Origin of the sequence: Micromonospora sp. NPDC005254, assembly GCF_042872525.1 — a bacterium.
Taxonomy (GTDB): domain Bacteria; phylum Actinomycetota; class Actinomycetes; order Mycobacteriales; family Micromonosporaceae; genus Micromonospora.
The window spans coordinates 93,214-112,761 of sequence record NZ_JBIAKM010000008.1 but is presented as its reverse complement, the minus strand read 5'-3'; the positions used below and the strand labels follow the sequence as shown (position 1 = coordinate 112,761).

The 19,548-nt window shown below is 73.7% G+C and carries 17 protein-coding genes; 7 read left to right on the top strand and 10 right to left on the bottom strand.

All coding sequences use genetic code 11. The features are described from left to right. The first annotated feature begins 75 nt into the window (after positions 1 to 75). Complete coding sequence (locus tag ACFYPR_RS23830; protein ID WP_387262562.1) at positions 76 to 2,571, top strand: non-reducing end alpha-L-arabinofuranosidase family hydrolase; 2,496 nt, start codon at positions 76 to 78, stop codon at positions 2,569 to 2,571. Positions 2,572 to 2,793: 222 nt separating this feature from the next. Here ACFYPR_RS23830 and ACFYPR_RS23825 read toward each other — a convergent pair whose 3' ends face one another. The 3 genes from ACFYPR_RS23825 to bioB are packed head-to-tail and all read right to left on the bottom strand — an operon-like array spanning position 2,794 to position 4,520. Next, complete coding sequence (locus ACFYPR_RS23825; RefSeq protein ID WP_387262559.1) at positions 2,794 to 3,300, bottom strand: GNAT family N-acetyltransferase; 507 nt, start codon at positions 3,298 to 3,300, stop codon at positions 2,794 to 2,796. A gap of 4 nt (positions 3,301 to 3,304) precedes the next feature. Next, entirely contained in the window at positions 3,305 to 3,523 is a 219-nt protein-coding gene (locus ACFYPR_RS23820; RefSeq protein ID WP_355064047.1) for a hypothetical protein, read from the bottom strand. A gap of 1 nt (position 3,524) precedes the next feature. After that, positions 3,525 to 4,520 (bottom strand): biotin synthase BioB, encoded by a 996-nt coding sequence (bioB, locus tag ACFYPR_RS23815; protein WP_354855452.1) that lies wholly within the window; start codon positions 4,518 to 4,520, stop codon positions 3,525 to 3,527. 273 nt (positions 4,521 to 4,793) lie between these two features. On the opposite strand from bioB, the gene ACFYPR_RS23810 reads away from it, so the two are divergent. The 4 genes from ACFYPR_RS23810 to ACFYPR_RS23795 are packed head-to-tail and all read left to right on the top strand — an operon-like array spanning position 4,794 to position 8,967. Next, positions 4,794 to 5,930, top strand: coding sequence for an 8-amino-7-oxononanoate synthase (locus ACFYPR_RS23810; protein WP_387262773.1), 1,137 nt, complete (start codon positions 4,794 to 4,796; stop codon positions 5,928 to 5,930). Continuing rightward, positions 5,918 to 6,652: a dethiobiotin synthase gene (gene bioD / locus ACFYPR_RS23805; RefSeq protein ID WP_387262556.1), complete on the top strand. Its 735-nt coding sequence runs from the start codon at positions 5,918 to 5,920 to the stop codon at positions 6,650 to 6,652. The genes ACFYPR_RS23810 and bioD overlap by 13 nt, the downstream gene beginning before the upstream one ends. Before the next feature lie 54 nt (positions 6,653 to 6,706). Then, on the top strand, positions 6,707 to 8,293 hold the full coding sequence (locus tag ACFYPR_RS23800; protein ID WP_387262553.1) for a sensor histidine kinase: 1,587 nt from the start codon (positions 6,707 to 6,709) through the stop codon (positions 8,291 to 8,293). Between the two features lie 56 nt (positions 8,294 to 8,349). After that, the gene (locus tag ACFYPR_RS23795) at positions 8,350 to 8,967 is read left to right on the top strand and encodes a response regulator transcription factor (protein ID WP_363939005.1); all 618 of its coding nucleotides are present in this window, start codon (positions 8,350 to 8,352) and stop codon (positions 8,965 to 8,967) included. Positions 8,968 to 9,000: 33 nt separating this feature from the next. Here ACFYPR_RS23795 and ACFYPR_RS23790 read toward each other — a convergent pair whose 3' ends face one another. The 5 genes from ACFYPR_RS23790 to ACFYPR_RS23770 all read right to left on the bottom strand — a co-directional run bounded on the left by ACFYPR_RS23790 (position 9,001) and on the right by ACFYPR_RS23770 (position 13,585). After that, on the bottom strand, positions 9,001 to 9,822 hold the full coding sequence (locus tag ACFYPR_RS23790) for an ABC transporter permease (RefSeq protein ID WP_387262551.1): 822 nt from the start codon (positions 9,820 to 9,822) through the stop codon (positions 9,001 to 9,003). Beyond that, entirely contained in the window at positions 9,819 to 10,751 is a 933-nt protein-coding gene (locus tag ACFYPR_RS23785) for an ATP-binding cassette domain-containing protein (RefSeq protein WP_354855447.1), read from the bottom strand. The genes ACFYPR_RS23790 and ACFYPR_RS23785 overlap by 4 nt, the downstream gene beginning before the upstream one ends. 83 nt (positions 10,752 to 10,834) lie before the next feature. Then, positions 10,835 to 11,695 carry a polysaccharide deacetylase family protein gene (locus tag ACFYPR_RS23780; protein WP_363938995.1) on the bottom strand — a complete coding sequence of 287 codons (861 nt, stop codon included), beginning with the start codon at positions 11,693 to 11,695 and terminating at the stop codon, positions 10,835 to 10,837. Between the two features lie 33 nt (positions 11,696 to 11,728). Next, positions 11,729 to 12,907 carry a cytochrome P450 gene (locus tag ACFYPR_RS23775; RefSeq protein ID WP_387262547.1) on the bottom strand — a complete coding sequence of 393 codons (1,179 nt, stop codon included), beginning with the start codon at positions 12,905 to 12,907 and terminating at the stop codon, positions 11,729 to 11,731. A gap of 9 nt (positions 12,908 to 12,916) precedes the next feature. Next, entirely contained in the window at positions 12,917 to 13,585 is a 669-nt protein-coding gene (locus ACFYPR_RS23770; RefSeq protein ID WP_354855445.1) for a 50S ribosomal protein L11 methyltransferase, read from the bottom strand. 193 nt (positions 13,586 to 13,778) lie between these two features. Here ACFYPR_RS23770 and ACFYPR_RS23765 point away from each other — a divergent pair, with 193 nt between their 5' ends. Continuing rightward, complete coding sequence (locus ACFYPR_RS23765) at positions 13,779 to 14,630, top strand: hypothetical protein (RefSeq protein ID WP_387262544.1); 852 nt, start codon at positions 13,779 to 13,781, stop codon at positions 14,628 to 14,630. 45 nt (positions 14,631 to 14,675) lie between these two features. Here ACFYPR_RS23765 and ACFYPR_RS23760 read toward each other — a convergent pair whose 3' ends face one another. Further along, complete coding sequence (locus ACFYPR_RS23760; RefSeq protein WP_387262542.1) at positions 14,676 to 17,606, bottom strand: M36 family metallopeptidase; 2,931 nt, start codon at positions 17,604 to 17,606, stop codon at positions 14,676 to 14,678. 221 nt (positions 17,607 to 17,827) lie between these two features. Here ACFYPR_RS23760 and ACFYPR_RS23755 point away from each other — a divergent pair, with 221 nt between their 5' ends. Next, positions 17,828 to 18,961, top strand: a complete 1,134-nt coding sequence (locus ACFYPR_RS23755; protein WP_354855442.1) for an alkane 1-monooxygenase — start codon at positions 17,828 to 17,830, stop codon at positions 18,959 to 18,961. 4 nt (positions 18,962 to 18,965) lie between these two features. On the opposite strand, the gene ACFYPR_RS23750 is transcribed toward ACFYPR_RS23755, so the two are convergent. Further along, a complete protein-coding gene (locus tag ACFYPR_RS23750) occupies positions 18,966 to 19,547 on the bottom strand; it encodes a TIGR03086 family metal-binding protein (RefSeq protein WP_355139242.1) in 582 nt (193 codons plus the stop codon). Position 19,548 lies beyond the last annotated feature (1 nt).

Below are 19,548 nucleotides of genomic sequence, written 5' to 3'. Positions count from 1 at the left end.
GAGTTTGATATCCCAATCGAAGACGTCCGGCCGTGCCCCTCGGCGGCCCGGGTGTTGGCCAGTAAGGAGGCCGAGATGGCAATGAGCCCATCCGTTCATAGCGGCGGGACTCGGCGACGGCGATCACCCGCCGTCCGAGCACTGCTCGCCGGCGCGTTCAGCGTCGTGACTGTGGCCGCCGTCGCGGTGATGATGCCCTCGGCGAACGCCGCCGCGACCACGCTCGGCGCGGCCGCCGCGCAGTCGGGCCGGTACTTCGGCACCGCAATCGCGGCAGGCCGGCTCGGCGACTCGACATACAGCACGATCGCGGCGCGTGAGTTCAACATGATCACGGCCGAGAACGAGATGAAGCCGGACGCGACGGAGCCCCAGCGGGGCCAGTTCAACTTCAACTCCGGTGACCAGATCTACAACTGGGCGACCCAGCGCGGCCTGAAGGTCCGTGGGCACACCCTGGCCTGGCACGGGCAACAGCCGGGGTGGATGCAGAGCCTGAGCGGCAGCAGCCTGCGTCAGGCGATGATCGACCACATCAACGGCGTGATGGGCCACTACCGGGGCAAGCTCGCCGCCTGGGACGTGGTCAACGAGGCGTTCAACGAGGACGGCAGCCGTCGCAACTCCAACCTCCAGGGCACCGGCAACGACTGGATCGAGGTGGCGTTCCGCACCGCGCGGGCGGCCGACCCGTCGGTCAAGCTCTGCTACAACGACTACAACATCGAGAACTGGTCGTACGGCAAGACGCAGGGCGTCTACCGCATGATCCAGGACTTCAAGTCCCGTGGCGTGCCGATCGACTGCGTCGGGTTGCAGACCCACTTCACCGGCGGCAGCTCGCTGCCGAGCAACTTCCAGACCACGCTGTCCAGCTTCGCCGCGCTCGGCGTGGACGTGGCGCTGACCGAGGTCGACGTCACCAACTCCTCCACCACCCAGTACGCCGGGTTGACCCAGGCGTGCCTGAACGTTCCCCGCTGCATCGGCATCACCGTCTGGGGCGTACGCGACAGCGACTCCTGGCGCTCGAACGAGAGCCCGCTGCTCTTCGACGGCGGCGGCAACAAGAAGGCCGCCTACAACTCCGTCCTCAACGCGCTCAACGCGGCCCCCCCGACCTCGGGGCCGACCGTGAGCCCGACGGTGAGTCCGACCGTGAGCCCGACGGTGAGCCCGACCACGAGCCCGCCGCCGAGCGGCGGCGCCGGCCGGATCGTCGGGGTGCAGTCGGGCCGGTGCATCGACGTGCCCAACGCCACGCAGACCAACGGCACCCGCGTCCAGCTCTACGACTGCAACGGTCAGTCGAACCAGCAGTGGACGTACACCTCCGGCAAGCAGTTGCGGGTCTACGGCAGCAAGTGCCTCGACGCGAACGGCGCGGCCACCGCCAACGGCACCGGAATCATCATCTGGGACTGCAACAGCGGCGCGAACCAGCAGTGGAACATCAACTCCAACGGCACCATCACCGGTGTGCAGTCCGGCCGGTGCCTGGACGTCTGGGGCACCGGCAACGGCCAGCAGATCCAGCTGTACGACTGCCACGGGCAGACCAACCAGCAGTGGCGGACCGACTTCGGCGGCACCACGCCGACGTCGGCGCCGCCCACCACGGCACCGCCGACCACGACGCCGCCCACCACGGCGCCGCCGAGCGGCTGCGCGCTGCCGTCGACCTACCGCTGGTCGTCGACCGGCGCGCTGACGAACCCGCAGAACGGCTGGGTCTCGCTCAAGGACTTCACCAACGTGGTCTACAACGGCAAGCACCTGGTCTACGGGTCGAACGTCAACAGCGGCGGCCAGTACGGCTCGATGAACTTCAGCACGTTCACCAACTGGTCCGACATGGCCTCGGCCAGCCAGACCGGAATGAGTCAGGGCACCGTGGCGCCCACGCTGCTGTACTTCGCCCCGAAGAACATCTGGGTGCTGGCGTACCAGTGGGGACCGACCTCGTTCAGCTACAAGACGTCGAGCGACCCGACGAACGCCAACGGCTGGTCCTCGGCGCAGACGCTGTCCACCGCCACCCTCTCGGACGCCCCGTACGGGGTGATCGACCAGACCCTCATCGGCGACGACCAGAACATGTACCTGTTCTTCGCCGGCGACAACGGCAAGATCTACCGGTCGAGCATGCCGCTGGGGAACTTCCCGGGCAGCTTCGGCTCGACCTACACGACGATCATGACCGACTCGACGAACAACCTGTTCGAGGGCGTCGAGGTCTACAAGGTGCAGGGCCAGAACCAGTACCTCATGATCGTCGAGGCGATCGGGAGCCAGGGACGCTACTTCCGGTCGTTCACGTCCACCAGCCTGAGCGGCTCGTGGACCCCGCAGGCCGCCAGCGAGAGCAACCCCTTCGCCGGCAAGGCCAACAGCGGCGCGACGTGGACCAACGACATCAGCCACGGTGACCTGGTCCGCACCAACCCCGACCAGACCAAGACCGTCGACGCCTGCAACCTGCAGTTCCTGTACCAGGGCAAGAACCCCAGTGCGGGAGGCGACTACAACCTGCTGCCGTGGCGGCCGGGTGTACTGACCCTCCAGCGCTAGGCGCACATCCGTTCGCGCAGAACCGGGGCGGGGGGGGGGGGGGGGGGGGGGGGGGGGGGGGGGGGGCGGGGCGGGGGCGGGGGGCGGGGGGGGGGGGCGCGGGGGGCGCGGGGGGCGGGGCGGGGGGGGGCCGGCGCGCCCCCCCCCCCCCCCCGCCGCCCCCGCCGCCCCCCCCCCCCCCCCCCCCCCCCCCCCCCCCCCCCCCCCCCCCCCCCGCCCGGTTCAGTCGGCCAGCTCCTCCGCGAGCAGGTCCATGAGCAGGGCATTGTGCCAGCGGCCGTCCTCGCCCCGCTCGTAGCGGCGCATGATGCCCACCGGCCGGAAGCCCACCTTCGCGTACGCCCGGATGGCCGCGCTGTTCGCCGCGGCCGGGTCGATGGTGAACCGGTGGTGGCCGTACTCGTCGATCAGGTGCCGGGCCAGGGTGCGGATGGCGTCCCCGCCCAGGCCCTCGCCGCGCACCGCCGGGTCGAGGAAGATGTCCAGGCTGGCGTGCCGGTAGTCCGGGTCCGGTTCGGCGTACCACTGGATCGCGCCGATCACCCGGCCGTCGTGCTCGATGGCGTACAGGGCGAGGTCGCCGTCGTTCAGGTCGGCCTGGACGGACGCGGCCAGGTCGTCGCCGCCGCGCCACCACCGGCGTACCTCCGGGTCGGCCCGGATGGCCGCGAGGGCCGGCACGTCCGCGACCGTCGCCGGTCGGAGGGTCACCGCACGCCCGCGCAGCATCGGCTCAGCCTCGGCTCTCGCCGTGCTCGACGCAGACCGCCGACCAGCCGACCGGCAGCACCTGCACCTTCATCCGGCGTCGGCAGCGCGGGCAGTAGCGCGGCGGCTCCAGCGTCCGGGCCGCCGCGCACGACTCGTGCCCGGCGGCCGACGCGTCCTCGCCGCAGCGGTCACACCAACGCTGCGCTGCCACAAGCTCGGTCACGTCGTCCTCACCGGTCAGCTCAGAGGGTCGCGGAGAGGGCCTTGACCGGCATCTTCAGCTCGTCGAGCAGGTCGAGGTCGGCGGTCGCCGGCCGGCCCAGGGTCGTCAGGTAGTTGCCGACGATCACGGCGTTGATGCCGCCGAGCAGACCGTCGCGGGTGCCCAGGTCACCGAGGGTGATCTCCCGGCCGCCCGCGTACCGCAGGATGGTGCGCGGCATGGCCAGCCGGAACGCGGCGATGGCCCGCAGCGCGTCCTTGCCCTCGACCACCGGGCGGTCACCGAGCGGGGTGCCGGGGCGCGGGTTGAGGAAGTTCAGCGGCACCTCGTGCGGGGCCAGCTCGGCGAGCTGCGCGGCGAACTCCGCCCGCTGCTCGACGGTCTCGCCGAGGCCGAGGATGCCGCCGCAGCACACCTCCATGCCGGAGTCGCGGACCATGCGCAGCGTCTCCCACCGCTCCTCCCACGAGTGGGTGGTGACCACGTTCGGGAAGTACGACCGGCAGGTCTCCAGGTTGTGGTTGTAGCGGTGCACACCCATGTCGACCAGGTCGTCGACCTGCTCCTGGGAGAGCATCCCCAGCGACGCGGCGACCTGGATGTCGACCTCGGCCTTGATGGCGGCGACGCCCTCGCGCATCTGCTTCATCAGCCGGTCGTCCGGGCCGCGCACGGCGGCCACGATGCAGAACTCGGTCGCCCCGGTCTGCGCGGTCTGCTTCGCGGCCTCGACAAGCGACGGGATGTCCAGCCAGACCGAGCGCACCGGGGAGGTGAACAGGCCCGACTGCGAACAGAAGTGGCAGTCCTCCGGGCAGCCGCCGGTCTTCAGCGAGACGATGCCCTCGACCTCGACCTCCGGGCCGCACCACCGCATCCGCACCTCGTGGGCGAGCTGGAGGGCGGCGGGCAGGTGCTCGTCGGGCAGGTTCAGCACGGCGAGGACGCCGGCCTGGTCGAGGCCGACGCCGTCACCCAGGACCTGGGTGCGGGCCTGGTCGAGGATCTCTGGCATGGCTCGTACCCTACAAGGCCCCCGGCCAGCCGGGTACGACCTGCCGTCCGGTCGATCTCCGCCGGCGGAGATCGACGCACGCCGGTGGCGACCGCTGGTGACTGACCATTGACGGTACGTGGTGACGGTCGCCGCGGATCCCGATCGGCGTCGACATCCGCCGCCGGTCGGCCCCCGCTTGCCGAGTGGATTCGTCGGGTCGGTGGCGGCGGGTGGTAATTTCGCCCGGCGGGTGTCGGCGTGACCGGCGCGGACGGCGGTGAAGGGGTGACGGTGGCGGACTGGCTGGCGGCGCTCGATCGTCGCGCGCAGTTGCGGGCTAAGGCCGGCCTGACCCGTCGGCTGCACCCGCGTCCCGCCGACGACCGGATGACCGACCTGGCCGGCAACGACTACCTCGGACTGGCCACCCACCCGGAGGTCACCGCCGCGGCCACGGCGGCACTGTCGGCGTACGGGCTGGGAGCGACCGGGTCGCGGCTGGTGCGCGGCTCGACCGACGCGCACGAGGCCCTGGAGGTCGAGCTGGCGCAGTGGCTGGGCACCGACCGGGCTCTCGTCTTCTCCTCCGGATACCTGGCCAACCTCGGCGCGCTGCGGGCCCTCGTCCAGCCCCGGACCCTGCTCGTCTCGGACGCGCACAACCACGCGTCGCTGATCGACGGCTGCCGGATCTCCGGCGCGGAGACGGTGGTCAGCGCGCACGCCGACGTGACGGCGGTGGCCGCCGCGCTGGCGGTGGCGCCGGGACGTCCGGCGGTGGTGGTCACCGAGTCGGTCTTCTCGGTCGACGGCGACCTCGCGCCGCTGGCCGACCTGCACGCGGTGGCCCGCCGCTACGGCGCGCTGCTGCTGGTCGACGACGCGCACGCGCTCGGCGTGACCGGTCCGTCCGGTGCCGGCGCGGTCGCGGCCGCCGGGTTGGCCGGCGAGCCGGACGTGGTAATCACCGCCACCCTCTCCAAGGCGCTCGGCGGGGCGGGTGGGGTGGTCGCCGGCCCGGCGGAGTTCGTCCGACACCTGGTCGAGACCGGCCGTACGTTCATCTTCGACACCGCGCTGCCGCCGGCCGTCGCGGCCGGTGTGCACGCCGCGCTGCGGCTGGCCCGGGCCGGCGACGACCTGCGCGCCGAGGTGGCCGACCGGGTGGCGCTGGCGGTCGGTCGACTGGGCGCGGCCGGGCTGGCCGTCTCCGCGCCGGACGCGGCGGTGATCTCGGTGGCGGCGCCCGGCCCGGAGGCGGCGACCGCCTGGGCCGCCGACTGCCGGGACCGGGGAGTCGCGGTGGGCTGCTTCCGGCCGCCCTCCACCCCGGACAGCCGCTCCCGGCTGCGCCTGACCGTCAGTGCCGGGGTGCCCCGGGCGGATTTCGAGCGGGCCCTCAGCGTCATCGTGGAGTGCGCGCCGTGAGCGCGTGGGAGGGGTCGGTGCTGGTCACCGGCACCGACACCGAGGTGGGCAAGACGGTGGTCACCGCGGCGATCGCGGCGGCGGCGCAGGCCGCCGGCCTGCGGGTGGCGGTTCTCAAGCCGGGTCAGACCGGCACGGCCGGCGGTGAGCCGGGCGACGTGGACGCGGTCAATCGGCTGGCGGCTCCGCTGACCGGTCGCACGCTGGCCAGCTTTCCGGACCCGCTCGCCCCGCTGGCCGCGGCCCGGGTCGCGGACCTGCCGCCGCTGGAGCTGTACGCGGCGGTGGACGCCGTCCGCGAGGAGGCGGACAAGCACGACCTGGTCCTGGTCGAGGGGGCCGGTGGCCTGCTGGTGCCGATGGGGCTGCGGCCGTCCGGCGAGCCGTGGACGATGGCCGACCTGGCGGTGTCCCTCGGCGCGCCGGCGGTGGTGGTCATCCGCGCCGGGCTGGGCACGCTCAACCACACCGCGCTGACCCTGGAGGCGCTGGACCGTCGGGCGGTGCCGGCCGGCGTGGTGATCGGTGCCTGGCCGGCGTCGCCGGAGCTGGTGCACTGGACGAACCTCACCGACCTGGTGCCGAACCTGCTGGGCGCGGTGCCGGCCGGCGCCGGTGCGATGGACCCGGGGGTGTTCCGGCGGTCGGCGCCGGGTTGGCTCACTCCCGCGCTGCACGGGGTGCTCGACGACTGGCGCGTCTGGGCCGAGGAGAGCAGCTGAACACCTGACTTTCGTCGGTGTCGGGGCAGGTCGGGCGTGGGTAGCGTGGCCGCCGTGAGCATCCTGGACCTGCCGGGGCGGTGGCGGCGTCCGCTGCTGGACGTGCTGCTCTGGGCTGTGGTGGCCGCCCCGATCGCGGCTGCCCGGTTGACGCCGCCGTACCCGCGTTTCGACGTGGCGCTGCTGCTCGGTTCGCTGGCGCTGCTGGCGGTCGCGGTGGCGTCGGCGCGGCGCTGGCCGCTTGTCGGGTTGCTGCTGGTGGTGCTCGGTTCGCTGGTGGACGGCAACTTTGTCTTCGCCATCCCGGTGTTCAGTTATCTGAGCGGGCGGCGCAGTGCGGGCGCGGCGCCGGCGGCGGCGCTGTTCGGCGTGATCGCCGTCGGCGGCACGGTGCTGAACCTGGGGTTGCTCGGTACCGGGGCGGCGACCTGGTTTCTGCTCGCTTCGGTGCTGCTGTTCGCCGGGGTTTTCCCGTGGCTGGTGGGCCGGTACCGACGGCAGCAGCAGGCTCTGACCGATGCCGGTCGCCGGCACGTCGAGGCGTTGACACGCGAGCGGCGGGGCGCCGCGGAGCGGATCCGGCTGCGGGAGCGGGCCCGCATCGCCGAGGAAATGCACGACTCGCTCGGTCACGACCTCAGCCTGATCGCGTTGCGGGCGGCCGCGTTGGAGCTGGCAGACGACCTCGCCCCGGAGCACCGGACGGCGGTGGGGGAGCTGCGGGCCAGTGTCGCGGCGGCGACCGAACGGCTGCACGGCATCATCGGGGTGCTGCGGGAGGAGGGCGGTCCGGCCGGCGTCCGCCCGGTGGGGGAGACAGTCGTCGACCTGGTGGTCGGGGCCCGCGAGGCCGGGATGGCGGTACGGCTGGACGGCCCGACCGACACCGTCGAGCTGCCCGGGTTGACCGGGTCGGCCGCCCACCAGGTGGTGCGGGAGGCGCTCACCAACGCGGCCCGGTACGCCCCGGGCGCACCGGTGACCGTCACCCTCGCTCGGGACCGGAACGCGGTCGAGGTGCGGGTGCGTAACGCGTCGGCGCCGGCTGGCCCGCTGCCCCGACCGGCCTCCTCGGGGAGCGGTCTGCTCGCCCTCGCCGAGCGGGTCCGGCTGGCCGGCGGCGTGCTGGATGCCGGGCCGCGCCCCGACGGTGGCTTCGCGGTGCGCGCCCGGCTGCCGCTGCCCGCCGAATCGCACTCCGGCGCGGGATGGTCGGGAGTACCCGTCGCGGTGGGCGCCGGGACCGATGGCACGTTCGACGGTGACGCCCCGGTCGGCGGTGGCCCGGAACGGCCGGCCGACGCCGAGCGCCGGCTGCGCGAGGCTCGCCGCCGGGCTCGGCGCAGCCTGCTGACGGCGCTCGCCGCCCCGGCCGGTCTCGCGCTCGTCCTGTCGTTGGTCTACTACCCGGTCGCCACGACCGGCACGGTGCTGGACGAGTCGACGTACGACCGGATGCGGCCCGGTACCTTGCGCGCCGACCTGCCCGGGTTGCCCCACCGGCAGCTCACCCCGCCGGTCGGCGGGGCGACGCCGGGGTGCGAGTACTACACCGACGGCAACTTCCCCCTCGCCGAGCCGACGTGGCGGCTCTGCTTCACCGACGGTCGACTGGCCAGCAAGGAGCGGATCGCGCAGTGAACACCGATACGGCCGCGCCGCCTCCGGTCCGGGTGGTCCTCGCCGACGACGAGGCGATGATCCGGGCCGGCGTCCGGGCCATCCTCGCCGCCGATCCGGGCATCGAGGTGGTCGCCGAGGCCGGCGACGGGCGGGCCGCGGTGGAGCTGGTTCGCGCGCACCGACCCCGGGTGGCGGTGCTGGACATCCGAATGCCCCGGTTGGACGGGTTGGCCGCGGCGGCCGAGATCCGCCGGGTCGCGCCGGCCACCGCGACGCTCATGTTGACCACCTTCGGCGAGGACGACCACGTGGCCCGGGCGCTCGGGCACGGCGCGAGCGGGTTCCTGCTCAAGGCCGGTGACCCGCGCGAACTGATCGCCGGGGTGCACGCGGTCGCCGACGGCGGGGCGTACCTGTCGCCGCGGGTGGCTCGCCGGGTGATCGAGCTGGGGGCCGGACGGCTGGCCCGCCAGCCCGCCGCGCGGGACCGGACGGCCGGGCTGACCGAGCGGGAGCGTGAGGTGCTGGCCCTGGTCGGGGCGGGGCTGTCCAATGCGGAGATCGCCCGCCGGCTGCACCTGGTGGAGGGCACCGTGAAGAGCTACCTGACCAGCATCTTCACCCGGCTGGATGTGCGCAACCGGGTGCAGGCGGCGATCCTCGCGTACGAGGCGGGGCTGGTCGAGCAGTGAGCGGGGGCCGCGAGGGCCCCCGCTCGGTGTGGCTCAGGCGTCGCGGCGGCGCAGCGCGGCCTGACCGAGCAGCAGGGCGGCGCCCGCCCAACCGGCGAGCACCAGCAGCCCGACCGCGCCCGGGTACGGCTCGGTGTCGCCCGCCAGGAAGTGCCCACCGGCCACGCCGGGGAACGCGTCGGCGATCCGGTTCAGGACGGTGATGTCCGGCTCCTGCAGGGACAGCGGCACGATCATCAGGGTGGCGAAGAGCACGATGATCGTGAGCACCGCGCTGCGCAGCGCCGCGCCGAGGCCGAGCGCCAGGACGCTGACCAGGGCCAGATAGGTCGCCACCGCCACGATGTCGCCGATCGTGCCGGCGGTCGGCGCGCTGCCCCACTCGCCGAGCACCGGCCGGGCGACCAGGGCGCCGACCCCGCCGAGCAGCAGTCCGAGGACGAAGGTGACCGCGCCGGCCACCACGGCCTTGGCCAGGAGCACCCGACCGCGTGCCGGGGCGCACTGCAGGGTGGTCCGGATGGTGCCGCTGGTGAACTCCGTCGTGATGGCGAGCAGTCCTAGCGCCAGCACGGCGTACTGGGTCAGCTCGACCGCGTCGATCAGCACGCTGCCGACGGCGACGATGCCGGGGTCGTCGGCCGGGTCGTCGTTGGTGTTGGCGTTGGCCGCGTAGATGGCGAGCTGGCCGGCGCTCGCGGCCATCAGGAACAGCCCGGCCAGCATCGTCCACCAGGTGCTGCGCACCGAGACCAGCTTGGTCCACTCGGCGGCCACCGCGGCCCGGAAGGCGGTCGGCGCGCTGACGGCCGGCGCGGCGGTGGGACGGCTGCCCACCACTGTCTGCGTGCTCATCGTGCGTCACCTCCGGTCGGGCCGCCCGCGTACTCGACGCTGTCGGCGGTCAGCTCCATGAACGCCTGCTCCAGCGACGCGCCGTGCGGGCTCAGCTCGTGCAACCGCACCCCCAGCTCGTACGCCAGGTCACCGATCCGGTCGACTGTGGTCCCGGTGACGGTCAGCTCGTCCGGGCCGGCCGGTTCCACGGTGGCGCCGTGCGCGGCGAGACGGGCGGCGAGGGTGGCGAGCCCGTCGGGGTGCGGGCTGCGGACCCGTACGGCGAGTCCACTGCCCGCGATGACGTCGCCGACCGGGGCGTCGGCGAGCAGTCGTCCCCGGCCGATCACCACGAGCTGGTCGGCGGTGAGCTGCATCTCGCTCATCAGGTGGCTGGAGACGAAGACCGTGCGGCCCTGCCCGGCCAGGGAGCGCAACAGCTGCCGGACCCAGCGCACCCCGTCCGGGTCGAGGCCGTTCACCGGCTCGTCGAACATCAGCACCGGCGGGTCGCCGAGCAGCGCGCCGGCGATGCCGAGCCGCTGGCCCATGCCCAGGGAGAGGGTTCGGCCCGGTTTCCCGGCGGCACGCCCGTCCAGCCCGACGGTGTCGAGCACCTCGTCGACCCGCCGCGCGGGGATGCCGTTGCTGCGGGCCATGGCCAGCAGGTGCGCGCGCCCGGACCGGGTGGGGTGGATGGCCCGGGCGTCGAGCAGGGCGCCCACCTCGTGCAGCGGTCGCCGCAGCTCCCGGTACGACCGACCGTCGACGAGCGCCGTTCCGGCGGTGGGCCGGTCCAGGCCGAGGATCATCCGCATGGTGGTGGACTTGCCGGCGCCGTTGGGGCCGAGGAAACCGGTGACCCGGCCGGGTGCGATGTCGACGGTCAGCGCGTCGACCGCGAGGGCCGCCCCGAACCGTTTCGTCAACCCACGTAATGTGATCATGCGCTGACGCTAGGCGTCCGCCACGTCGGCCCGCCGCGCCCGAACGGCACCACCCGACCCTGACTTTCGTCAGGTCGCCCCGGTCAGCGGATGTAGTCTTCCAGCAGCGCCGGGGTGAGCCCCGCCCGGTGGATCGCCTGCAACGCCGCGAGGAGGTCGTCCATCAGCGCCGGCCGGAAGTGCATCAGCAGCACGTCGCCGGGTTGGACCACCTTCTCCGGGGTCTGGTAGCGCACCTTCCCCTCGTGGACGGTCTCGGACCAGTGCAGGACGGCCTTCGCGCCGCAGTCCCGAGCGGCGGTCAGCGTGGTGCTGTCGTACTCGCCGAACGGCGGGCGGAACAGGGTCGCCCGCTTGCCGAACAACGCCTCCAGCCGGTCCACGGCCCCGCAGATCTCCTGCTTCTGGTAGTCGTACGACCGGCCGGCCAGCGAGGTGTGCCGGATCGTGTGGCTCTCGACGACCCCGCCGGCCACCTGGATCTGCCGGAAGTAGACGTCGTGCTCCTCGGCCGCCGGTGAGTTCAGGAACATCGTGACCGGGATGTGCGCCCGCCAGATGAAGTCGGCCACCGCGGGCGGGCGAGCCAGCCCACCGTCGTCGATGGTGATGAAGGCGACCTTCTGGTCGGTCGGCAGGCGGTGCCAGAACGGGATCGCGCCGGTCGCGGCCAGCGGCACCGGCTGCGGCGGTGGCGCCTCGGGAAAGGTCGGCACCTGGGACACGTACCAGTCCAGGCTTCCGGGGGCGGGCGGGGCGGACGGGGACGGCGAGGCGGACAGCGACGGCGAGGCCGACCGGGTGGGTGCCGCGACCGACGGGCTCGGCGGGACCGCGGCGATCTGCCGGGCGTGGGACACGGGTCGGGCTGTGCAGGCACTCAGCGTCAGCAGGGCCAGAAGCGTTGTGGCGGCGAGGATCCGACGGGCGGGGGTGGCGGACACGCCCGGAAACATACCGAGCGGAGGTCGGTCCGGTCAGCCCGGTGCGACCTGAGGACGCCGCACCACGAAGGCGTCCGGCATCCGGAAGGTGAGGTTGTCCGGGCACCACGGCGGCCGGACCACGCTCACCCCGTCGAGCAGTGGCGTCGCCTCGGCCACCACCACGGCCGCCTCCATCCGGGCCAGTACGTCCCCGACGCAGCGGTGCGCGCCCGCCCCGAACGCCAGGTGCCGGCGCGACCCGCGCTGTCCCGGGCGGAACTCGTCGGGGGACTCGACGATCGCCGGGTCCCGGCCGGCGCGGGCCAGCCACAGCACGATGCTGGTGCCCGCCGGCACGGCGGTCCCACCCAGCGTGCCGTCCACCGCCGCGACGCGCCGCCACGTGACGATGGGCGGTTCGAGGCGTAGGCCCTCCTCGACGACGTCGGCCACCGCGACGTCGCCGGTGCGCAGGCCAGCGCGTACCGCCGGTTCGACGGCCAGCCGGTGCAGCAGCAGGGTGAGGAACTGTGAGGTGGTCTCCTGGCCGGCGACCAGGAGGAAGAAGAGCGCGCCGACCACCACGTCCGGCGGGTGGCCGCCCGCGCGCAGCTCGGCGGCCAGGCCGCCACCGGTGGCCGCGAACTCCCGCAGGACGCCGTGGAAACGGCCCACCTCGGTGGCGAGCGCGAGCTGCCGGTCGCCGTCCAGGGGCGCCCAGAACAGCTCCAGTGCCGCCCGGGCGAACTCCTTGACCGCGCCGACCGGCGCGTCCGGCAACTCGACCAGCCGGGCCAGCACCAGCAGGGGCAGGTCGGCGGCGAGGTCCGCGTACAGGTCGACCGGCTCACCGGCGTCGAGCGCGGCGCGCAGCCGGGCCACCCGCTGCCGGACCAGAGCGGTGAGCCAGGGGCGTTGCGCCGCGACCCGCGCGGGGTGCAGCGCCTCCGCGACGATCGCCCGGATCGGGGGATGGCTGGCGGCGGAGTTGTTCGCCAGCGTCGGCGGCAGCCGGAACCGGTGCCCGGCGAGCACCCGCAGCGCGGTCACCGGCATCGGGGTCACCGCGTCCAGGGCGTTGTCCGGCCGGTAGCGGACCGGGTCGGCGAGGACCTGCCGGACCAGCGCGTGCCGGGTGACGACGAGGTGACGTACGCCGACGTGGTCGGTCACCTCGGCGACGTCCGGCCAGGGTGCCTCGACCTCGGACGCCCAGCCGGAGAACAGCACGTCGACACGCTAGCCGGCAGCCCTCGGCAGGCCGGCGCGCAACTGCCAGACGGTGGTGCGCTTCACCCGGACGCTCTCCAGGGCCTCCGGCACCGGCACGTCGTAGGTCGCCAGCTCGTCGAAGCGGTCCCGGGGCAGGAACGCCCGGCCGGGGTCTCCGACCAGCGCCGGCGCCCCGGCCCGGGTGGCGCGCAGCAGGAACCGCAGCACCCGCCGGGCCATCGCCTCGCTGTAGAACACGTCCCCGGCGAGCACCACCTCGGCGTCGCCCGCGTCGCCGTCGAGGATGTCGCCGAACTCGGCGTCGACGCGTACCCCGTTGGCCTCGGCGTTGAGCGCGACGGCCGCGACCGCCAGCTCGTCCACCTCGACGGCCCGCACGGACGCCGCGCCGGCCCGGGCGGCGGCGATGGCCACCAGGCCGGAGCCGGAGGCGAGGTCGAGCACCCGGCGGCCGGCGACCAGCTCCGGGTGGTCGGTGACGTAGCGGGCGAGCGCCTGCCCGCCGGCCCACGCGAAGGCCCAGAACGGCGGCGGCCGGTCGCTGGAGAACTCGCCCTCGGTCAGCTCCCAGAGCCCGATCGGTTCGTCCGCCTGGTGCAGGCGCACCTCGGGAACGAAGGGGACCGGGGCCAGCCGGGCGTGCAGCCGGACGAAGGTGCTGGAGAGCTCGGACACCCGGCGATTCTCGCGCACCGGTCAGCCCCGGCGACGCACGGAGGTGGTCGAGGGATCGCGGGTACGCGTGAAGGGTTCACCACTCTCGGTGAAATCACCCCTCCTGCTTGGCATCCGATGCGAAGACACCCCTCTGTCCGGCCCGCCCGTTTCCTCCTAGCGTTTCCCTCCAGGGACGAGAAGGAGCGAGGTGGTGGTGATCGTGTGGCGGTACGCGCTGCGGCTCGGAGCGTTGGTTGCCGGCGTTGCCGGGGCGGTGCTGACCATGGCCGCGCCGGCACAGGCGGCCTTCGCCACCGAGATGAGCGGCCTGCCGGCCCGGTTCAGCGCGGGGGACCAGGTGCGCACGATCTCGGCGGTGGTCTCGCAGACGGACCGGCGCGGCGGATGCGCGAAGGTGCGCTGGTCGATGGTGCTCCGCGTGCAGGGCATCCGGCTCGACCAGGTGAAGATGGACCGGGTGGAGGAGAACGGCGACTTCCCGCTGGAGGTCCAGACCGAGGGTGACGTGGCCCGGTTGACCGATCGGCAACTCGACCCGGGCACGCTCTGCCCGGGCCGCACGGTCACCGCCCGCTACCGGGTGGCCTTCGCCGAGGACGTCACCCAGGGGCGGGTCACCCTCGCCGCCGAGGCGTACGACGCCAACCTGCGCCTGTTGGCCCGCCAGACGGCCACCCGGTCGGTGGTGGGGGCAGGGGTCAGGCCGACCGGTACGCCGACGCCGAGCGCGACGCCGGCCGAGCCCAGCGATCCGCCGAGCGAACCGGCGCAGGAGAGCGCCCCGGCCGAGGAACCGGTCGCCGACCAGCCCATCGACGCCGCGCCGCCGGCCGCTGGCCGTCCGGTCTCACAGACCGGTGGGTTCGGCATGGTGCAGGCCGCCTTCCTGCTCGGTGGGCTGCTGCTCTCGCTCGGGGTGGGGCTGCTGCTGCGGCTGCGTCACCTGACCCGGGCCGCCACCACCGAGGCCGAGGACCCGCCGGTGGACCGGCTCTGGGAGCGGCCGGCGCCGGCGGGTGGCTGGCGACCGGCCCGCCGCTGATCGGGGGTTGTCGGGGCCGGCGGAGGACCGCCGGCCCCGACGGTGTCACTTCGTGAACGCCTGGAACTCGGCGATCCTGACCTGGGCCCGGGCCGGGCTGGCGGTCGCGCAGTCCGTCGTCGTGGCCGGGTCGTCGTCCTGCTCACCCGCGTACTGCGGGCCGCCGGTGCACTGGCTGGCCAGCACCTCCAGGCGCAGGTGGGTGGCGAGGGTGGTGGGCACCGCGAACGTCCGCAGGTTGATGTCGCGGCTGTACGCCCGGTACGCCCCGCCGGGGAACGCGTCGCCCGCGCTGGTGTAGATCCGCCGCCAGTGCGCCGGGTCCGCGCAGTCGGTCGTCGTCGCGTCGCACGCCGACACCGCGAACGAGCGCAGCGCGCTGAGCGCGTTCTGACTGCCGGTGTCGGCGTCCCCGACGATCGCGGGTCGCAGCATCGCGCTGACGTTCACCCGCTTGACCGTCTGCGGGCCGTCGCCCGGCAGGTCCACGGTGAGCTGCCGGCCGGCCACCCCGTCCAGGGAGGCCCAGTTCGTCGCCTCGGTGTCGTCGGCGACCCGGTCCAGGTTGACCCCGTCGCCGCTGATCGTGGCACCGGAGGCCGTGGACGCGAGGTTGCGACTCAACCGCAGGTCCACGTAGCCGGTCCGGCCGGCGTCGGCGACCACGCTGAGCCGCTGGTGCCCGAAGCCGGGCGCGACGGCCAGCAGGTCGTACGTGCCGGCCACCATCTCCACCGTGTCCGGGATCGGCGTGGCCGGGTCGGTGTCCGCGATCGGCGTGGCCCGTGCCTCGTACGCCCCGACGTACACCCGGATCGGCGCGTCGGCGCTGTCCCCGCGGGGGCGCAGGGTGAGCGTCGCGTTGCCGCCGCGCGGCGAGGCGAAGCTCGGCGTCGGGTCGGTGTCCGCGGCGCCGTTGGTGGCGGCGTCCCGGCCCATCCCGGAGCGGGCGAACTCGGCCCAGATCAGGTCCTGGTTCGCGCCCCCGAAGCGCAGCAGGTCGGCGGTGAGCATGTTGTCCCGCATGTCGAGCATGCTGACCTGGCTGGCGGCCTGGAGCAGGAACGAGTCGAAGACCAGTTGCGACCAGCGCCGGTTGCCCGGGCACTTGTCGGCGGTGACCTTGCCCTGCGCGCACTCCAGCTGCCGCTGGGTGGTGCCGAGGCCGTACCGCTTCACCAGCGCCGAGCGGACCCGGTAGTTGGTGGCGCCCCAGATCTCCCCGTCGGCGTGCACGGCGGGGCCACCGGTGTTGTAGCCGATGTCGGAGTAGTTCAGCGGGCTGCGGCTCAGGTCGTAGTTGCGGATGCCGCTGACCAGGTTGCCGGTGACGTAGCCGCCGGTGACGAAGGGCGACTCGCCGGGCGCGCGCAGCCCGTTCTGGTACAGGTACTCGGCGGCGAGCAGGTCGCCCCACGACTCACCCATCGCCCCGCCCTGGTGGCCGCTGATCCCGCTGTCCGGGCCGGCGATCATCCGGTTGGTGATGGCGTGGGTGTACTCGTGGCCGATCACCGTCATGTCGTAGTCGCCGTCCACGCACGGCGGGTACGGGCCACCGGCCTGCGGCTGCCACAGGTACATGTTGGTGGTCGGCGGCAGGCCGTCGCGCCCGGTGCCCTGGTTGGCGTTGTTGCGGTTGCCGGTCAGCGCGCCCTGCTGGGCGCGGCCCTGCTCGGCGTCGCCACCCAGCCCGGACGGGGTGAGGTTGACCGCCTGGAGGTTCCACGCCGACTCGGTGAAGCCCAACTGGTACGCCCAGTCGTGCATGCGGTTGTGCATGACGAAGAGGTTGGCGATCGCCGCGTCCGCGTCGTTGCGCTGCGCCGACGTGAACACCGCCGGGTTGCACTTCGCCTGGTGCCACTGGTCGGTGAACGGGTACTCGTAGCGGCGCTCCGGGCTGGGGGTGGCCGGGACGATCGGGGTGTTGTTGCCCCAGGAGAGCACGGTGTTGGCCGAGTTGCCGCGCGAGGTGAAGGTCGGGGTGCCGGTGGCCGCGTCGACGTCCCACGGCTGGCCGGTGGCCGGGTCCCGCTGGGCGACCTGGCAGCCGGGGGCCGGGTCACCGCACCAGCGCACCCGCGGGTCCTGCCCGGCGGCGAGGTCGCGGGGCGGGGTGGCCGGGAAGACCGCCCAGCTCGGGTTGTCCGAGTCGAAGTCGACGAGGTCCTCGCGGACCAGCACCTTTCCGGTGCTGCCGTCCACGTAGCTGGTGAACGCCGCCGGGTGGTCGGCGTCCGCGCCGATCATGGTCACCTCGTAGGCGGCCCGGGGCCCGTCCAGCGGGGTGGGTACGGCCACGGCGCGCACGGTGTGGCTGGCCACCGCCGTCGCGGTCAGCCCGGCGTCGGCGAGCGCGTCGGCGTACGCCTGTTCGGCGGTGCGGGTGGCCGGCGCGGGCGCGCTGGTGTCGCGGGCCAGCGAGGAGTTGACGGCGAGCACCGAGCCGCCCTGGACCGCGAGGGTGACCAGGCCGTCGGGCCCGGCCGGCAGGTCGCCGAAGCGCTGCCGCAGGGTCACCACGGCACCGCTGCCGATCGGTCGGACCAGCACCCGTTCCAGGTCGGCGACCGTCGCGGCGTCCATGCCGTACAGGTCACGGTTGGCCCTCAGGTAGGCGCGGGCGGCGGCCTCCGGGTCGGTGGGCAGCCCGGTGGCGAGCGGGGTACGACCGGGGCCGAGTGCCTGCGGGGTGCCGAACCGGTTCCACCGCACGTCGGGATCAGCGGCGCGGGCCAGGCCGCGCTGGCGGGCGTCGGGTGCCGCCGTACCGGAGCGGTTGTCGAGGTCGGCAGGCTCGTGGTTGCCCTCGGCGAACGGCCCGGACGAGCGTTGCGTGGACGGCGCCCCGGCGGGGGCCGCGGTGCTCGCGCCCGTGGGTAGCAGCGCGGCGATGGTCGCGGTCGTCGCCAGGACGGCGATGAGCCGGCGTCGACGCCGGCTCATCGGGGGTGACCACTCCGGTTGTGGCACGGGACCTCCTCGTGGGAGCGGGATGGCCGGCGGCTGCCGACCGACGCAGCGCGGTGACGCATGCGCATCTGTGGATATCAGCCGACCGGGGGCGCGGCAAGGCCCCCGACCGCCGACGCGCCGACTGATCGAGATAAATCGACTTTACAAAACGTACGCTCTTGTAAATGAACGTGATGGCTGTCACTGTCGATGTCAGAACGCGAGACCGGAGGTTGGCCATGACCGTCGATGCCGATCCGACCGTCGAGCCCGCCGCCTGGCGGGACCGTCGCAAGCCGCTCTGGCCGCTGGCGCTCCTGGTGCCGGCGCTGCCCTTCGTCGGCTTCGCGCTGTGGCGGGCCGGCGGCGGCGCCTGGGCGTGGTGGCTCACCCCGGCCGTCGTCTTCGGCCTGATCCCGGTGGTCGACCTGCTGCTCGGCGACGACCGGCAGAACCCTCCCGAGGAGGCCGTGCCCCGGCTGGCGGCCGACGGCTACTACCGCTGGCTCACCTACCTCTACCTGCCGGCGCAGTACGCCGCACTGGTGCTGTGCTGCGCGGTGTGGGCCCGCGACAGCCTCTCCCTCGCCGGTGCCGCCGGCCTGGTGGCCACCGTCGGGGTGGTCAACGGCATCGCCATCAACACGGCCCACGAGCTGGGCCACAAGCGCGAGCGGGTGGAGCGGTGGCTGTCCAAGGTGGCCCTGGCGCCGGCCGCGTACGGGCACTTCTACGTCGAGCACAACCGCGGCCACCACGTCCGCGTCGCCACGCCGGAGGATCCGGCGAGCTCGCGACTGGGGGAGAGCTTCTGGGCGTTCTGGCCGCGTACCGTCCTCGGCAGCCTGCGCTCGGCCTGGCGGTTGGAGACCAGCCGGTTCCGCATCCGCGGCCGGTCCCCGTGGACCCACCGCAACGACGTGCTCAACGCGTGGGCCATGACCCTGGTGCTGTACGCGGCGCTGACCCTGGTCTTCGGCCCGGTGGTGCTGCCGTTCCTGGTCCTGCAGGCGGTGGTCGGCTTCTCCCTGCTGGAGGTGGTCAACTATCTGGAGCACTACGGGCTGGCCCGGCAGCGCACCGCCGCCGGACGCTACGAGAAGGTCGACGCCCGGCACAGCTGGAACAGCGACCGCACGGTCACCAACGTCTTCCTCTTCCAGCTCCAGCGGCACAGCGACCATCACGCGAACCCGCTGCGCCGCTACCAGACGCTGCGCAGCTTCGACACCTCACCGCAGCTGCCCGCCGGGTACGCGACGATGGTGGTCGTGGCGCTGGTCCCGCCGCTGTGGCGACGGGTGATGGACCACCGGGTGCTCGCGCACTACGGCGGCGACCGGGGACTGGCCAACACGCGGCCCCGACGCTGACCGCTCAGTGGCCCGGGGCCCAGTCGGGGTCGCGGCCGAAGGCGGCCAGCAGCTGGTCCTGCTCGTCGGCGTCGGCGGGCAGCCGCGCGTCGTCGCGTACCAGCTTGTCGCGCCGGTAGTCGTCGATCCGCCCGGCGAACCAGCGGGCGCACACGCGCACCGCGTCCGGGTCGAGCCGCGGATCGGCGCCGATCGCCACCGCCAGATCCCAGCCGTGCACCAGGTGTTCGGCGAGGAGCTGCTGGACGTACTCCGCGGCCGGGGTCGGGCCGGCCGACAGGTGCACGGTGCGGTCGATCGTGCCGGGATGGGTGACAGCGATCTCGGCCTGCGCGGCCGCCTCCCGCGCCGTCGCGGCCGGGTCCGCGCCGAGCTGGTCACCGTCGAAGCGGTCGCCGACCTCGTCGACGGTGCGGCCGGCGAGCAGCGGAACGCTCCACCGGTCCTCGCCGACCACGTGGTTGACCAGGGTGCGGACGTCCCAGTCCGGGCACGGTGTCTCCTCGGCCCACTGGCCGGGCCCGACCTGGTCCACCCGGTCGACGAACTCGGCCAGGCTCCGGCGGTACGCCTCCAGCAGGTCCATG

Excerpts from the sequence above, each read along its gene's own strand:
- ACFYPR_RS23830 (WP_387262562.1), top strand. The coding sequence starts at position 76 with ATGGCAATGAGCCCATCCGTTCATAGCGGCGGGACTCGGCGACGGCGA.
- ACFYPR_RS23825 (WP_387262559.1), bottom strand. The coding sequence starts at position 3,300 with ATGCTGCGCGGGCGTGCGGTGACCCTCCGACCGGCGACGGTCGCGGAC.
- bioB (WP_354855452.1), bottom strand. The coding sequence starts at position 4,520 with ATGCCAGAGATCCTCGACCAGGCCCGCACCCAGGTCCTGGGTGACGGC.
- ACFYPR_RS23795 (WP_363939005.1), top strand. The coding sequence starts at position 8,350 with ATGATCCGGGCCGGCGTCCGGGCCATCCTCGCCGCCGATCCGGGCATC.
- ACFYPR_RS23790 (WP_387262551.1), bottom strand. The coding sequence starts at position 9,822 with ATGAGCACGCAGACAGTGGTGGGCAGCCGTCCCACCGCCGCGCCGGCC.
- ACFYPR_RS23785 (WP_354855447.1), bottom strand. The coding sequence starts at position 10,751 with ATGATCACATTACGTGGGTTGACGAAACGGTTCGGGGCGGCCCTCGCG.
- ACFYPR_RS23755 (WP_354855442.1), top strand. The coding sequence starts at position 17,828 with ATGACCGTCGATGCCGATCCGACCGTCGAGCCCGCCGCCTGGCGGGAC.
- ACFYPR_RS23750 (WP_355139242.1), bottom strand. The coding sequence starts at position 19,547 with ATGGACCTGCTGGAGGCGTACCGCCGGAGCCTGGCCGAGTTCGTCGAC.